Origin of the sequence: Paraburkholderia sp. (genome assembly GCF_050742655.1) — a bacterium.
Classification (GTDB): Bacteria; Pseudomonadota; Gammaproteobacteria; order Burkholderiales; family Burkholderiaceae; genus Paraburkholderia.
Genome location: NZ_JBOIGG010000026.1, coordinates 30,873 through 44,722, shown reverse-complemented (window position 1 = coordinate 44,722; position 13,850 = coordinate 30,873). Strand labels below are relative to the sequence as shown.

Below are 13,850 nucleotides of genomic sequence, written 5' to 3'. Positions count from 1 at the left end.
TCATGCGGCGATCAACCGGGCCTCGTAGTCGACAGGGGTATGGAAGTCGATTGAGGTGTGCAGGCGTTGTCGATTGTAATAGCCTCCGATCCAGTCGACGATGTCCAGACGAGCCTCGGCGCGTGTTTCGTAGTGGACCTGATAGATTCTTTCGACTTTCAGCGTCTTAAAGAAGCTCTCCATCGGGGCGTTATCCCACGCATTAGCGCGTCGGCTCATCGAGATGTTTATCTTGAAGTCCGCGGCCAGTTTCCGGTAGGTCCGGTTGCATATTGGCTTCCGCGGTCGGAATGCAACAGCAGCCCCGGCGCCGGCTTGCGTTGCCAGCACGCGCTGCGCAGTGCCTGGCAGACCAGGTCGGCGTTGATTCTCCCGGACATCGACCAGCCTACAATGCACCGGCTCGCCAGATCCAGGATCGCCGCCAGATATAACCAGCCTTCACCGGTCCGCACGAACGTGATGTCGCTGACCCACGCCTGATTGGGCAGCCAGCCGTCGAAACGACGATCAAGCAGATTCAGCGCCACCGGCAGACGATGCGTCGAATCCGTCGTGACCCGATACGGACGCTTGTAGACCGGGCGCAACCCCTGGCGTTGCAAGCTACGACGTACGCGTTCGGCGCTCGCCGGCTGGGCCCTGGGCACGCAACTGCCGCACGATACGAGGACGCCCGTAGCTGCCGCGACTCGACCGGTGGATGGCGGCGACGGCGGCGTCCAGCGCTGCATTGGCCTGAGCGCGTTTGCTTGAACCTCGCTGACGCCACTGGCAATAGCCGCTGCGCGATACATCAAGTATTCGGCACAAGCGACTGACGCTATACCGGTCGCGGTAGATATCGATCCGGGCGTACTTCACCGCGACCCCTTCGCGAAGTACGCCGTTGCTTTTGAGAGAATTTCGATGTCGAGTTTCGCGCTGGCCAATTCTTTGCGCAGCCGGCTGTTCTCCGCTTCCAGTTCACTAATCGGGCGAGTTGCTCGTACCGCGACCGCTTCACGACCACTTGCCTCGCCAACGCCTTCGGCGCGGCGGCTACGCCGCATCCAGTTCCCTAATGTCCCCACCGGCACGCCGAGCCGGCGCGCAGCTTCATGCTGACCGACTGATTCGGCAAGCCTGATAGCCTCGACCTTGAATTCGTCCGTGTATTGCCGTTTCGGCACGGACCTTTCTGACATGCAACCCTCCGTACACACAGGAAATTAACAAAATTCCTGCTGTACGTGAAATCGTGGCATGGTCAAATACCACCAGTTCAACCTGACGTTCGACTACCTGCTATCGAAACGCACTGACGTCTACGTGCAATCGATCGTCATGCATGCGACCGGTAGCTCGGAAACGGCGGCAGTGATCGGTTTCCCCCAGGCTCGTCCAATGGAAACCAGGTGGTATTGCGCGTCGGGACGCGCCACAAGTTTTGAAGGACCTTTTCACCATGACGAACCACATAAACGCACCTATGCAATCGAACATAAACAAAACGCCAGGCCTATACGACGGCTGGCTCATGTATCACTCGGTCGGGTTGTTTCCCGATCAGGAGGCCGTGGTCCGCGGCGCACTCGCAGGGTTCGCCGAAAGCTGGTGCGCGCCGAATCACCGGCGCTGGGATGAAGGTCTGGCTGCACGCCAGCGCGTACTCGACGGGTGGGCACACCTGATCCACGCGAACCCACGCAATGTATTTGCCGCGGAAAACGTGACCGAGGCGTTCGGCAAATTCATTGGCGCAGTGAGCCCTCGCCTGAAAGGCCGCAAGGTCCTGATCGCTGCCGACTGCTTCCCGAGCCTGCATTTCCTGTTGACCGGTCTTGCCCGTACCTGTGGCTTCACGCTCGAGACCGTACCACTCGCCCAAAGCGCCGCGTGGGTTACCGACGATGCATTCATCGACGCATGGCGCGACGACGTCGCTCTCGCCGTGATTACGTGGGTTACGTCTACGGCATCGAAGCGTGCGGACCTCGGACGGCTTGTTGCGCACAGACGGAAGCACGACAGCCTGATCGCGGTTGACGTCACCCAAGGCGCTGGCATTCTCGATCTCGACGTGACGGCACCCGCAGTCGACTTCGTCGCAACGACCACGCTCAAGTGGTTGTGCGGCGCGCCGGGTACCGGCCTTGGCTATGTGTGCCCCGGGTTGCTCGATAGCGATCTCGTGCCGCAGATGACCGGCTGGTTCAGTCAGCCAGACCCGTTCAACTGGGACATCACACGCTTTTCGCTGGCGGACGAAGCTCGGCGCTTCGACACCGGCACGCCGTCGTTCCTGCCTTTTGTCGCATCGGAACCCGGTCTCGCGTGGCGGCTTTCGGGTGCCGCCGCAGGTTTGCGCGACCACAACCTGCGTCTGTCGCACGCACTGATCGACGTGTTCGACAGGAAAGGCTACGCACTGCATTCACCGCGCGACGACGCATCCCGTGGCGGCAGTGTCATGGCGACGCTGCCCGCGCACGTGGATCCGAAATCGCTGGAAACGAAGCTCGTGGAAGCCGGTGTCGTCACCGATACGCGTGGCCGTGTGATGCGTTTTTCCCCAGGTGCGCTGACACACGATTCGATCGCAGGACGCCTCGCCTCGCTGTTGCCGGATTGATCCGGGTGTCCTGTCAACGTGCCAAGTTTTCTTAAAGGGGTTTCCAGATGGAAGTCACACTCGCTACAAACCGCGAGGCCGGCCTCGAAAAGGCGCTGAACCAGCGGCAGATCACGATGATCGCCATCGGTGGAGCGATCGGCACGGGTCTGCACTATAGCGATCGGCTACGCCGGCCCGGCCGTCCTGATCAGCTACGCGATTGCCGCGATCATCGCGGTGATCATGGTGTTCAGTCTGGCGGAGATGGCCATTGCCCACCCATCGGCCGGATCCTTCGGCACGTACGCCGAGATGTACCTGAATCCATGGGTCGAGTTCGTCACGCGCTACACGTACTGGATCATGGAAATCGTCGCGGTAGGCGGCGAGGCGATCGCAGTCGGCACATACATGGGTTACTGGTTTCCAGGCATACCGGTGTGGTGGTGGTCCCTCGCGTTCGGTGCTGTGCTCCTCTACATCAACTGCCGATCGGTCACGAACTTCGGTTCGTTCGAATACTGGTTTGCGCTGATCAAGGTGGCCGCGATCATCACGTTCATTGTGTTCGGGCTTGCGGCGATCTGCGGTTTTGGCGGTCTTGCCACGTTCGGCTCGTGCGGTCATGCGGAACCGGTGAGATTACACAATCTGATCGGCCTAGCCGGCGGGTTCATGCCGCACGGCTTGAGCGGTGTGTGGATGAGCGTGCTGATTGCGGTCTTCTCGTTCTTCGGCATTGAAGTGATCGCGGTAACGTCAGGCGAAGCTCGCGATCCGGAGAAGGTGATTCCCCGCGCACTGCGCTCGATGGTGCTGCGGCTCACCCTCTTCTACATTCTCGCACTCGGCATCATGCTCACGTATCTGCCGTGGACCGAGGTCGGTGCGAAGATCGTCCAGCAAAGCCCGTTCGTCAAACTGTTCGAGCACGCTGGTGTGCGCCAGGCTGCAGGATTGATGAACTTTGTCGTCATCACGGCGGCGCTGTCCAGCATGAACACGAACCTGTATCTGTCGTCCCGGATGATGTTTGCGCTCGCACGCGGCAGGTTTGCGCCGCGCTGGCTCGGCGCGCTGACGGCACGCGGTACGCCGCTCGCCGCCACGCTGGTGTCGGGTCTCGGTGTTCTGATTGCGTCGCTCATCTCGCTCCTGAGCCCGCTCGCGTATAACTACCTGTTCGAGATCGCGCTCTTAGGCGCTGTGATGATATGGATGGTGATTCTTGTCACGCACGTCCAGTTCCGACGTGCATGGCGTGGACGCGTGCTTCCGGTGCGCATGCCGTTCTTCCCGTACGCGCAGATCCTCGGTATTGGGCTGCTGGCGGCAATTCTGATTACGATGGGTTTCGACGCAAACTGGAATATGTCGTGGATCGTCGGGGTGCCGTGGCTGTTACTGGTGTCGCTCGTGTACTTCCTGTTCCGCAAGCGGCTGGCGGCTCTTTCGGCGGTGTCGACCTGAGGGGTTCTGAGCGGTACTCGTGATACTTAGTGTGATTGCGGGCAGATGCGATGGTCGGGCATCTGCCCTTTACTTTTTTGTTACCCATTACCCGCTACAAATCATGAGCATGATCGCGATGTCACCGAGCGGGATTTCGAAGCGCGACTAAAGTGGCTTCAGTCTTTGCAGACTTTTAGATGCCGAGCAGAACGATGCGCTTCGCCGTGCGACCGTTGGACGGTTCTTGCGATTAACGGCGCAACGGGCACAGCAGTACGCATCAGGTGTGCGTGGTGCTTTCGGTCGGCCCTTCGAGCATCAGCATGATCTTGCGCAGCGCAGCCGCTGACTTCACGATTTCACTCTCGCCCAGCTGAGCAGCAAGTTCGGCCAGACGTTCAATGCGTGCGTCGAGCGCCTCGTCAATGAGCTTCTGCCCTGCCCGGGTCAACTCGACCCGTACGCCGCGACGATCGTCGGGGTCCGCGAGCCGTCTGACCAGTGCTTTTTCCTCAAGGCGGTCAATCAGCGGCGTCATCGCGCCTGAAGTGAGCAACGTTCCGTGGTTGAGTTCAGAAGGCGTGAGCGTACGTGGATAGGCGCGGCGCAATGTCGCCAACGCCTGAAATTGACCGGGCTTCAGGTTGTAACGCGCGCAAAGCGTGGAGAGCTCGCGCTCGAGTATGCCGCCGATGCGCATGATGCGCAGCAGGAGCGCCACACTGGCGATGGGTCTACCGGTGCCCTGGGCATCCCACTCTTCTACTACCGCGTCGATGTAGTCACGCTCTTTCATGGTCAAAGCCTTTAGTGTGCCCGGCGCTTTCATACGTTGACAGACGGGTCGCGCTGCAAGCGAAGATGCAGCACGACCCGCCTGTTCAAATAAGGGGCTCATGATATCAAAAAGAGCGACGCGACCGACCTAGTTGAGGTCGGCCCGCGCGGATGAAACGTGCCGATCAGCGCATCGAGTCGAGTAGCGCCCGGACGTTTCCGGCAAAGACGCGATGCCGGGTTTGCTCAGACAAGCTCGCGCATTGCTGATCGGGATCGATGAAACCCATCGGGAACGGCCAGTCCGAGCCGAACAGCACGCGATCCTCCCCAAAGGTCGCGCATGAGCATTGCAGCGCCGCGGCGTCGTGCGTGATGCAATCGACCCACAAGCGCCGTAGGGCGGCGCGAGGCGCCTCCCTGCCCAGATCCACGCCGGGGCGAGCCGTGTCGAACCCGCGCTGCCAGCGTCCAGTGACTGCTGGCACAGTCCCGCCGCCATGCGCAAGACACACCTGTACCGCCGGATAGCGTTCGAGCACACCGCCGAACACGAGCGCGCCAGCCGCCACCGCTGTTTCGTGCGGATTGCCGAGCAGATTTTGCAAATAGAATGGCTTGAGACGCGGGTCGGCGCAATCGCCCGGATGCAGGAACAGAAACGCACGCTGCGCGTTCAGCGCGGCCCACACCGGATCGAGTGCCGCATCGGCGAGGGTTCCCTCACCGACCGTCGTTGACGCCGCGTAACCTGCCACCGCAAGGTCGCCGGCGTCGCGCGCGTTCAGTATCTCGAGTGCGGCATTCGGTTGTTCCAGCGGCAGGTGCAATAGTGCCTGCAAGCGCCCACCGCTTTGCACAGCGACCTCGTGCAAGCCATCGTTCAGATAGCGAGCCCAACGCAACGCCTCGGCCTCGTCCAGATGTGGCCGGTAAGCCGGGGGCGGCACCGACACCCACGCACGAGCAATGCGTCGCATATACATCCAGCGCAGCAGCTCGCTGGAATCGAACAGCGACGACATCCCGACCGTGTGGCCGTCTACGCTTAGACGCCTGTTCGACGCGTCCCACAGCACACCGTCGAATGCCGCGAGCGCTTCGGCGCGGACAGGAAGCAGATGCGTGTGTACATCAAGCGAAATGGCATCCATTGTCGTTCACGCCGGTTCAAGGTTCGCGTTCATTTCATTGCCCCAAAACTCAGGCGACCAGTCAGGCCCCCAGATGTAAGGGCGATTGTTCCAGTCGCGCGCCACCCAGGCCTCGGTGATCTTGTCCATGTCCGAGTAGTACTCGATCCAGCTTCCCCACGGATCGCGCACGTAGTGAAAGACGTTCGATGAGATTGCATGACGCCCGGGGCCGAACGCTTCCCGGTAGCCCGCGTCGCGCATCCGGCCGGCATTCATGCCGATGTCGTCGAGAGTCGGCACCTGAAAACTCGCATGCTGGAAACCGCGGTGCGAGCTGCGGATCAACCCAAAGCAGTGGTGATCGGTCAACCCCTCGCCGGCTGCCATGAACGCAACCTTTCCAGCAGTGCGATCCGTCGTACGCAATCCGATCACGTCCGTATAGAAGCGTTCGGCCGCTTCCCAATCTGCGGTGAATATCAGCACGTGACCGAGCCTCAGCGGCAAGCATGTCTTCGCTTCCTGCCACATCGCAACGTCGATGCGCGCAGGTTGCGTACCAAGGTTCATCGGAATGCTGCCGACCTGGGGGGCGGCCTGCAGAATGCGCGGTACCAGATTGATCCAGGTGTCCCACGGATCCTTGAACCAGACGCCATCCGGAAATGTCGGGTCCGGCGGGCTTTGCTCCACGATGCCGCACGCCGCCAGATGCTGGCGGAATGCCGGCTCGCTACCTGGTGCGATCACGAACGACAAGAAATTCAATCGCTTCGTCGCACCCGTCGACAGAAACACCTCAGTCTCACGGCGCCCGGGGCTCTTCATTTGCGCGACCGAACCCTCTGTCCCGCCTTCCAGTCCAAATGTCTCGTAGAACCGCATCGCGGTCTCGAGATCCTGCACCTGCAAACCAAAGGCCGCGAGGCCCACTGCTTTAGGCGAAGTCATGGGTGCTCCAGTTTTGCTGGGTGGGCGGCAGGCTGCCAGTCGCTGCTTTGTAGAGGGCGTCCACGGTAGTACTAGCCATCGGACAGATTGCGGCAATGTGATCGTCAGGGCGAATCAGCACGAGCGTATCCGCTGGAATACCTAGCCGCTTGAAGAGCCGGCTGCCAGGATCGAGCAGCGAACTCTCCCGCAAGCCCGAATCGAGCGGTGCATCCCAACGCGATACAAGAAAATTCTGCAGCGCGGGCGACGTATTGGCTGCAATGGCCGGACGGCGCCGCGCATCCGTGAAATAGAGTGCGACAAAGCTGTCGTCAGTCAGATCGTGCAAACGCAGCGCGCGGCCACTCGCATCGTGCAGTTCCCAGTCGGGAAAGCGGTCGCCTACCTGGATTGGGGATGCAGTCGCGCCGCGCTTCACCATCGATCCGCCACCGTTGCCGGTCACGTCGAGCGACACACCGAGCATCGTGCGCGTGCACGCATTGCCCCATTTGTTGTCGCCACTCGCGCCAACTTCGGCCTGTCCCTCGCTCGACATTGCAAGGCGCGCCGACTCGGCCAGTTCACCCGATCCGTTCGCGGCAATCGGGTGCTGCTCGCGCTCATAGCCAGTGAGCAGCTTCGCATCGGCCCAGCCACGCAGCACCCATGCGAGCCGCCACGGCAAATTGATCGCATCGAGTACACCCGTGTTCAGGCCGAGGGCCCACATCGGTGTGATCAGGTGCGCCGCGTCGCCCATCAGCATCACACGTCCATCCTTCCAGCTCGACGCGATCCGGTGATGCACGCGATAGACGACCTTGCCGAGATACTCGATGTTCGCCACATCGCCGATAAAACGCCGCACCTTGGCGCGCAACTGCTCCTCGTCGGGCTCGAGGCCTGTGAGGTCGATCGGAAACAGAAAGCGCCAGCAGTGCGGATGCCGCACGAGGATCATCCACTCCTCGGGGTCCGAGAAATAGGCGAGATAGGGGTAATCGCGCGCGTTCTGCACGTCGAAATCGACCTTGAAATCGACCAGCAGATAGCGGACGTCGAGCGTTTTCCCTTCGACCTCCACACCCATCTGCTGACGCACGACGCTGCGACCGCCATCGCACGCGAGCAGATACGAGCCCTCGACTTCGCGCGGTCCATCGGGCGTGTCGAGGTGCACAACCACGCGATCGGCCTGCTGATCGAAGCGGGTCAGCCGATGCTGCTTGTGCATCTGTCCATACGGACTCGCCTCGACTTTTGCCGCGAGAATCGGTTCGAGATGATGCTGTGGCAGATTGATCACGAACGGGTAACGCGTCTCGTCACGCAGCACGTCGGTGCGCACCGAGTCACGCGCGATGTTGGTCGCGCGCTCGATGGAACCGATCTCGTCGATGCGTAGAGCGCGTGCGAGCACGTCGTCTGCTACGCCGTAGCGGCGAAATGCTTCGAGTGTACGGGTGAGAATCGTACCGGCCTTGGTATCGAGCGACAGCGTGCCGTCCTCTTCGAACAGCTGAAACGGGATCTTGTAGAACGAAAGGGCCAGCGCGGTGACCAGCCCGATCGGACCGGCACCGACAATCAATACAGGAAGTGAGGGTTGGGTAGACATGGCTTGGCTGCAAAACCAGCGCGGCGTCGACGGTCGACGCCAGCACTGCGGTTGAAATCAGGCGTCGTCGCGCGACGCATAGGCGAAATCCCGGCTCACGAGCGATGCGGTCATGCTGGCGGCGTCCGAGAGCAGGAACATCAACGGGCCTACGACGTCGTCGGCCGCGCCGACACCGAGCGTCTGCTGCCAGTGCGCACCGTCGTTGCCTTCGTTGGCACGGCGATATTGCGGCGTATCGATCACACCTGGTGCGATCAGATTGAAACGCACGCGATGCGCGGCGACTTCTTTCGCCGCGCTTTTGACGAACGCAGTCAATGCGGCCTTAGTCGTCGCATACGCGGAAGCTCCCAGCCAACCGGATGACGCCAGCCCCGACGAAAACGCAATGACCGAACCGGCACGGCGCGCGATCATGCTGGGCAACACAGCCTGATAGCACCACACGACGCCGTTCAGATTGACGTCGAGCACGTGCTGCCAGGTATCTGCCGGCGTGTCCTGCACGGGTATGCGCGGCTGGATTGCTGCGCCCAGTACGAGACCGTCGATCTGTCCATGACGCATCAGCACGTCAGCGAAAACCCGGCTGACCGCGGCACGATCAGCCACGTCCAGATGACGGTATTCGATATGTGCGTGTTCGCTCTGCAGCGCTTCGCCCTCGCGATCGTCGACGTCCAGCGCAATGACTTTTGCACCGGCTTTCGCGCACGCCAGAGCGAGCGCCCTGCCGATGCCGTTAGCCGCTCCCGTGATCGCGATCACGCTGCCTGTTGCATCGAATTGCGCCTTCATGCTTTCGCTCCACCGATGATGACGTCCGACGCACCGTACAGATCGGCACGCACGAAACGGTTATGCAGTTCGCCCATGCCTGTTGCGCTGACCACCACCTCGTCGCCTTCGACGAGATAGCACGGCGGCTCCATCGCATTGCCGATGCCTGCAGGCGTGCCCGTCAGCAGGACATCGCCCGCATACAGGGTCATGCCGAACGACGCTTCGGCGATCAGCTCGGCAATTGAAAATGCCATCAGTTTGGTGCTGGCGTTCTGGCGCAGTTCGCCATTCACGACGCAGCTCAGTTGCACGTCGTCGGGCGTAAACGTGTCGGCCGGAATGATCCAGGGTCCGAGCGGCATCGTCGCGTCGATACTCTTGCCCTTGAACCACTGGCCGCCATGCCGACGTTGCAGATCACGCTGGGAGACGTCGTTCGCGAGGCAATAGCCGAACACATACTCGAGCGCCGCATCGACCGGCACGCTGCGGCAGGTCTTGCCGATGATCACGGCGATCTCGGCCTCGTAGTCCCACTTGACGGAAATGCGCGGGTCCCAGCCAATCGGATCGGTTGGTCCGATCACCACGTCGGGAGCTTTCGTGAAAAACGTAGGAGCATTAGGCTTGTCCACGTCCTGACCTTCACGCTTGCCCTTGCTCTCCTCGAAGTGCGCCCAGTAATTCCAGCCTGCGCAGATGACGTCGCGACGAAAGCGATCGATCGGCGCCAGCAGCCGCACTGCGCTCAGCTCGACCCCGATTCGACTCGCACCGCGAGCCAGCTCACGCGCTTCGTTCAGACGATCCGTACCGCCAACGATCAGATCGACCATACTGCCGTTGAATTCCGGCAGTGGCGTCGCAACGCCATTCTCGACCAGCGCCACGTGAGCGACGTCGTCGACGCTCACCCGCGCGAGCCCCACATGCAAGGTATCCGCCATCACGCACCCTGCACTACGGCGATCGCGTTGATCTCGATCAGATACTCAGGCGAGACCATCTTGGTCACTTCAACCATCGTCGAAGCAGGAAGCGGCGCCTGGAAATACTCGCGACGTACTTTATGGATCCGGTCGAAGTGCTCCATGTTGCGCACATACACGTCGACGCGGCAGATGTCTTCGAGTTTCCCGCCGGTGGCTTCGACAGCAGCCTTCAGGTTCTCGCACACCTGGCGCGTCTGCGCCTCGATGTCCCCGATACCCGCGATCGATCCGTCGGGCTTGCGGGCCGTCATGCCCGAGATGAATACGAGGCGTCCCGTGGCTTCAATGGCGGTCGCCTGCGAAAAATGTCCGTTCGGTTCGCGCAGATTCTGTGTCGAGATCTGTTGCTTGCTCATAGTGATGTTGCTCCTGGTTATTCAGTCAAGGAAGGAGGCGCTATGCCGACCGATCGCGCGCTCTGATCGAGTTCTCCGAGCAGCTCGACTGGCAACGTCACGAAGTCGCAATTGAGTTGCGCCTGGTGCGCAGCGATGTCGCCCGGCATGTACAACTGTTCGACGCCCGGCGCCCGCCGTGATGAACGGATCTGCGACGACAGCGCACTTACCGTCGTGCGAAACTGCTCGATTGGCAGGAAGCGGTTGACGTCGATAGCGAGGAAGAAATGCGAGCAACCGTACGGATCGGTGGCGTCGCCGTAGAGAGGCTTCACCGCATTGCCGACACCGCCATTCGCGAGTCCACCGCACAGCAGGTCGACCATGACAGCCAGTCCGAAACCCTTCGGCCCCGCCGCGGGCAATAGCATTCCCTTGATCGCCGCTGCAGGGTCTGTGGTGAGCGCACCGTTGGCATCGGTGGCCCAGTCGGCAGGAATGTTCTCGCCGCGTGCCTGCGCAAGACGGATCTTGCCCATCGCGCTCGCGCTCATTGCCATGTCGAGCACCAATGGTGCACCCTCTTCTGCCGGCAGGCCGATTGCGAGAGGATTGTTACCGACCACCGCCTGCGCACCGCCCGGAGCAGGCATCAACGGGCGTGTGTTCGACATCGCGACGCCAACAAGACCTTGTCGTGCAAGCATGCCTGCCCAGCGGCTGCCGGTACCGAAGTGAAAGCCGTTGCGCACGGCTACGCTGGCCATGCCATAACGCGTAGCACGCGAGGAAGCCAGTTCGACGGCAAACGTGGAACTGATCTGCCCGAGTACATGTTGTGCGTCGATCACGATCGCGTTGTCGCTATCCGAGACAATCGTGGGCTTCGCGCCAGCCGCCACCGAACCCACCAGCAACCGCTTCACATACAGCGGTACCAGCATCACCCCGTGCGACGAAATGCCTTCCTGGTCAGCTGCGACGAGTGACGAGGCTACTGTGCGCGCATCGTCGTGAGCCACTCCTGCGCCCTGCAGAATTCGCGCTACCCCGTCAACGAGGCGCGGCACCGAGACGGAAACATTCGCTCCCATGTCAGTGGGCATCCCGCTCGTCGGTGTACCAATCTGGCTTCTGCGGATAGTGTGGGCCGTCGTAGACCTCGACTACCACTGTCTCTTCATGCGCGAGCGTCGGTCCGTGTACGAGCCCCTTCGGATTGCAGTAGAAGCTACCCTGCACCAGTGTTACGCCAGTCGATGTGTATTCGTACTTCCCGTACAGGCAGAACATGAACTGATTCGACGCATGCGAATGCGGCTGCGGAATCCCGACACCCTTATCGAAGCGAATCAGCGCAATCGACGCACCTGTCGCATCGTCGCGCCAGAGCATCTTTTCATGCACACCCTTCAACGACTTGGGGCGCCATTCGAGGTCGTCACTCTGGATCAGGATCTCGGCGAGATCCGGTGCACCCGGCTGATTGATCATCGTTCGACTCCATTCAATTCTGGTTTGGCCCGCAGGAATGCCCCGACGGGCGACTACCCTGCATGAAATTTATTATCTACGTATTGTTTCTTTATATCAATGTATATGACGAAAATTCTGACCACCCGACTGCCGCCCGGCAAACTTGACAACCCTGTCTGCGCGCGGCTATACCCTGAAGTATGATCAGCTTGCTGATGCGCAGCCCACGCGGCTTCAGTACGCTCAGGCGGAGCAACGGATAGAACACCGCGCACAACACCAGCGTCACGGCAAATTGCCCCGGGATGTAGGCGCTCAACACAAAGTGCGAAAGAATCGGTGCGCCAACGACGGTTGTTACGCAAAGCGTCTACGCCGCCCACCCTGTCAGCGATTGCGCGGTTTGAACCTGTGGCTCGGCACCGCCATCATGCTTGGCGTGGTGTTATGCGCGCTGTTTGCGCCATGGCTCGCGCCGCACAATCCGCAAGACCAGGATCTCCTGCACATGCTCTCGCCGCCGGCGGCGACTGGGCATTTCCGCTCGGCACGGACAGCCTCGGCCGCGATGTCCTTTCGCGCCTGCTGTACCGCAGGCGTATTGCACTAACAGTGGCCGTGATTGCAGCGCTTGGCGCGGGACTTTTCGGCAGCGTGCTGGCGATTCTCGCCGGCCATTTCGGCGGCTGGGTAGATCGCACGATCAGCTATCTGGTCGATCTGTGGATGTCGTTCCCACCCGTCGTGCTTTCACTGGTGCTCATGGTGAGTCTGGGCGTAGGCGTCGAAACGTCATCCTGTCGATCGTGCTGGTCGACTGGACCCGCTTTTGTCGCGTGGTACGCGCCGAAGTCATGGTGGTGCGCCAGCGCGACTATGTTCTGGCAGCTCAGTTGATGAACTTCAGCCACCTGCGGGTGATGTTTTACCCGCCGCACTATCGATGATCATCACCCTGTTGTCGCTCGAAATGGGGGTGGCGATCTCTGTCGAACCGCTGTTGAGTTTCATCGGACTCAGTGTGCCCGCCAATGTCGCGGGCCTAGGGCGTGATGATCGCAGACGCGCGCATCTCGATGCACGAATCGCTGTCGGGCTTGCTGTTCCCGGTGCTCTCTATCGTCGTTACCGTGCTCGGCTGCAACCTGCTGGGCGACGGTCTGCGTGTCGCGCTAGACCCGCGCATGCGGGCAAGAGGAGACTGATCCATGCGGACCGAGGACCCGGTACTCTCGGTCGACGGTGTCACGTTGAGCACGACGATCGGCCGACAGTCGGTTGCCGTTCTACGCGACTTGCGAATCGATCTGCGACGAGGACGCATGCTCGGTGTGGTGGGCGAATCGGGCACAGGCAAAAGCATGCTGGCGCGTTTGATCTCGGGCCTGCTACCGCCTGGCTTCGAGGTGACGAACCGGCAGATGCGCTTCACCGGCCGCGACATGCTCGCGATGAGTTCGCGGGAACATCGAGACATGCTCGGTCGTCAGATCGCTTTTGTTCCGCAGAAACCACTGACCGCACTTAATCCGCTATGGACGATTGGTGCCACGTTTACCGAGCATCTGAAACGACTCGGGGTGCCCGCGCGGGAGCATGCCGACATCGCACGCCGTTACCTCGAATCCGTACATCTGCCCGCGCCCTCCGAAATGCTCTACCGCTATCCTCATCAACTGTCCGGTGGACAGTGTCAGCGTGTCCTTGCCTGTCAATGAGAATTGCTGTCCCGGCGTTGGGGGT

15 protein-coding genes and 1 pseudogene are annotated in these 13,850 nt (G+C 61.1%); 6 read left to right on the top strand and 10 right to left on the bottom strand.

Going from position 1 to position 13,850, the window contains the following annotated elements:
* Positions 1 to 1,187: pseudogene (locus ACREXZ_RS27685) on the bottom strand (IS3 family transposase).
* A 332-nt stretch (positions 1,188 to 1,519) separates the two neighbouring features.
* On the opposite strand from ACREXZ_RS27685, the gene ACREXZ_RS27680 reads away from it, so the two are divergent.
* Together ACREXZ_RS27680 and ACREXZ_RS27675 are read left to right on the top strand one after the other, a co-directional pair.
* Positions 1,520 to 2,614, top strand: a complete 1,095-nt coding sequence (locus ACREXZ_RS27680; protein ID WP_431767323.1) for an aminotransferase class V-fold PLP-dependent enzyme — start codon at positions 1,520 to 1,522, stop codon at positions 2,612 to 2,614.
* Between the two features lie 129 nt (positions 2,615 to 2,743).
* Complete coding sequence (locus ACREXZ_RS27675; RefSeq protein WP_431767322.1) at positions 2,744 to 4,066, top strand: amino acid permease; 1,323 nt, start codon at positions 2,744 to 2,746, stop codon at positions 4,064 to 4,066.
* A gap of 262 nt (positions 4,067 to 4,328) precedes the next feature.
* Here the strand turns inward: ACREXZ_RS27675 and ACREXZ_RS27670 are convergent, their stop codons facing one another.
* From ACREXZ_RS27670 to ACREXZ_RS27630, 9 genes are all read right to left on the bottom strand, one after another.
* Entirely contained in the window at positions 4,329 to 4,844 is a 516-nt protein-coding gene (locus ACREXZ_RS27670; RefSeq protein ID WP_431767321.1) for a MarR family winged helix-turn-helix transcriptional regulator, read from the bottom strand.
* Positions 4,845 to 5,010: 166 nt separating this feature from the next.
* Entirely contained in the window at positions 5,011 to 5,850 is an 840-nt protein-coding gene (locus tag ACREXZ_RS27665) for an amidohydrolase family protein (RefSeq protein WP_431767320.1), read from the bottom strand.
* Positions 5,851 to 5,985: 135 nt separating this feature from the next.
* Positions 5,986 to 6,894: a VOC family protein gene (locus ACREXZ_RS27660; RefSeq protein WP_431767319.1), complete on the bottom strand. Its 909-nt coding sequence runs from the start codon at positions 6,892 to 6,894 to the stop codon at positions 5,986 to 5,988.
* A 4-nt stretch (positions 6,895 to 6,898) separates the two neighbouring features.
* On the bottom strand, positions 6,899 to 8,515 hold the full coding sequence (locus ACREXZ_RS27655) for an FAD-dependent monooxygenase (RefSeq protein WP_431767318.1): 1,617 nt from the start codon (positions 8,513 to 8,515) through the stop codon (positions 6,899 to 6,901).
* A 57-nt stretch (positions 8,516 to 8,572) separates the two neighbouring features.
* Positions 8,573 to 9,316 (bottom strand): SDR family NAD(P)-dependent oxidoreductase, encoded by a 744-nt coding sequence (locus ACREXZ_RS27650; protein WP_431767317.1) that lies wholly within the window; start codon positions 9,314 to 9,316, stop codon positions 8,573 to 8,575.
* Positions 9,313 to 10,248: a fumarylacetoacetate hydrolase family protein gene (locus tag ACREXZ_RS27645; RefSeq protein WP_431767316.1), complete on the bottom strand. Its 936-nt coding sequence runs from the start codon at positions 10,246 to 10,248 to the stop codon at positions 9,313 to 9,315. The genes ACREXZ_RS27650 and ACREXZ_RS27645 overlap by 4 nt, the downstream gene beginning before the upstream one ends.
* Positions 10,248 to 10,649 carry a RidA family protein gene (locus ACREXZ_RS27640; RefSeq protein ID WP_431767315.1) on the bottom strand — a complete coding sequence of 134 codons (402 nt, stop codon included), beginning with the start codon at positions 10,647 to 10,649 and terminating at the stop codon, positions 10,248 to 10,250. Before ACREXZ_RS27640 ends, ACREXZ_RS27645 begins: the two co-directional genes overlap by 1 nt.
* A 17-nt stretch (positions 10,650 to 10,666) precedes the next feature.
* Positions 10,667 to 11,725: an Ldh family oxidoreductase gene (locus tag ACREXZ_RS27635; protein WP_431767314.1), complete on the bottom strand. Its 1,059-nt coding sequence runs from the start codon at positions 11,723 to 11,725 to the stop codon at positions 10,667 to 10,669.
* A gap of 1 nt (position 11,726) precedes the next feature.
* The gene (locus ACREXZ_RS27630; RefSeq protein ID WP_431767313.1) at positions 11,727 to 12,125 is read right to left on the bottom strand and encodes a cupin domain-containing protein; all 399 of its coding nucleotides are present in this window, start codon (positions 12,123 to 12,125) and stop codon (positions 11,727 to 11,729) included.
* Between the two features lie 412 nt (positions 12,126 to 12,537).
* Here ACREXZ_RS27630 and ACREXZ_RS27625 point away from each other — a divergent pair, with 412 nt between their 5' ends.
* The 4 genes from ACREXZ_RS27625 (at position 12,538) to ACREXZ_RS27610 (ending at position 13,825) form a co-directional block, all read left to right on the top strand.
* Positions 12,538 to 12,717, top strand: a complete 180-nt coding sequence (locus ACREXZ_RS27625; RefSeq protein WP_431767350.1) for a hypothetical protein — start codon at positions 12,538 to 12,540, stop codon at positions 12,715 to 12,717.
* A gap of 8 nt (positions 12,718 to 12,725) precedes the next feature.
* Positions 12,726 to 13,004: an ABC transporter permease subunit gene (locus ACREXZ_RS27620; protein ID WP_431767312.1), complete on the top strand. Its 279-nt coding sequence runs from the start codon at positions 12,726 to 12,728 to the stop codon at positions 13,002 to 13,004.
* A gap of 152 nt (positions 13,005 to 13,156) precedes the next feature.
* Positions 13,157 to 13,312 (top strand): hypothetical protein, encoded by a 156-nt coding sequence (locus ACREXZ_RS27615; protein WP_431767311.1) that lies wholly within the window; start codon positions 13,157 to 13,159, stop codon positions 13,310 to 13,312.
* 3 nt (positions 13,313 to 13,315) lie between these two features.
* The gene (locus ACREXZ_RS27610; protein WP_431767310.1) at positions 13,316 to 13,825 is read left to right on the top strand and encodes an ATP-binding cassette domain-containing protein; all 510 of its coding nucleotides are present in this window, start codon (positions 13,316 to 13,318) and stop codon (positions 13,823 to 13,825) included.
* The last annotated feature ends 25 nt before the right edge of the window (positions 13,826 to 13,850 follow it).

Bases quoted from the DNA above. Each gene is read 5' to 3' on its own strand.
- ACREXZ_RS27680 (WP_431767323.1), top strand. From the start codon at position 1,520: ATGTATCACTCGGTCGGGTTGTTTCCCGATCAGGAGGCCGTGGTCCGC.
- ACREXZ_RS27670 (WP_431767321.1), bottom strand. From the start codon at position 4,844: ATGAAAGAGCGTGACTACATCGACGCGGTAGTAGAAGAGTGGGATGCC.
- ACREXZ_RS27665 (WP_431767320.1), bottom strand. From the start codon at position 5,850: ATGTCGTCGCTGTTCGATTCCAGCGAGCTGCTGCGCTGGATGTATATG.
- ACREXZ_RS27655 (WP_431767318.1), bottom strand. From the start codon at position 8,515: ATGTCTACCCAACCCTCACTTCCTGTATTGATTGTCGGTGCCGGTCCG.
- ACREXZ_RS27650 (WP_431767317.1), bottom strand. From the start codon at position 9,316: ATGAAGGCGCAATTCGATGCAACAGGCAGCGTGATCGCGATCACGGGA.
- ACREXZ_RS27645 (WP_431767316.1), bottom strand. From the start codon at position 10,248: ATGGCGGATACCTTGCATGTGGGGCTCGCGCGGGTGAGCGTCGACGAC.
- ACREXZ_RS27640 (WP_431767315.1), bottom strand. From the start codon at position 10,649: ATGAGCAAGCAACAGATCTCGACACAGAATCTGCGCGAACCGAACGGA.
- ACREXZ_RS27635 (WP_431767314.1), bottom strand. From the start codon at position 11,725: ATGGGAGCGAATGTTTCCGTCTCGGTGCCGCGCCTCGTTGACGGGGTA.
- ACREXZ_RS27630 (WP_431767313.1), bottom strand. From the start codon at position 12,125: ATGATCAATCAGCCGGGTGCACCGGATCTCGCCGAGATCCTGATCCAG.
- ACREXZ_RS27625 (WP_431767350.1), top strand. From the start codon at position 12,538: ATGCTTGGCGTGGTGTTATGCGCGCTGTTTGCGCCATGGCTCGCGCCG.
- ACREXZ_RS27610 (WP_431767310.1), top strand. From the start codon at position 13,316: ATGCGGACCGAGGACCCGGTACTCTCGGTCGACGGTGTCACGTTGAGC.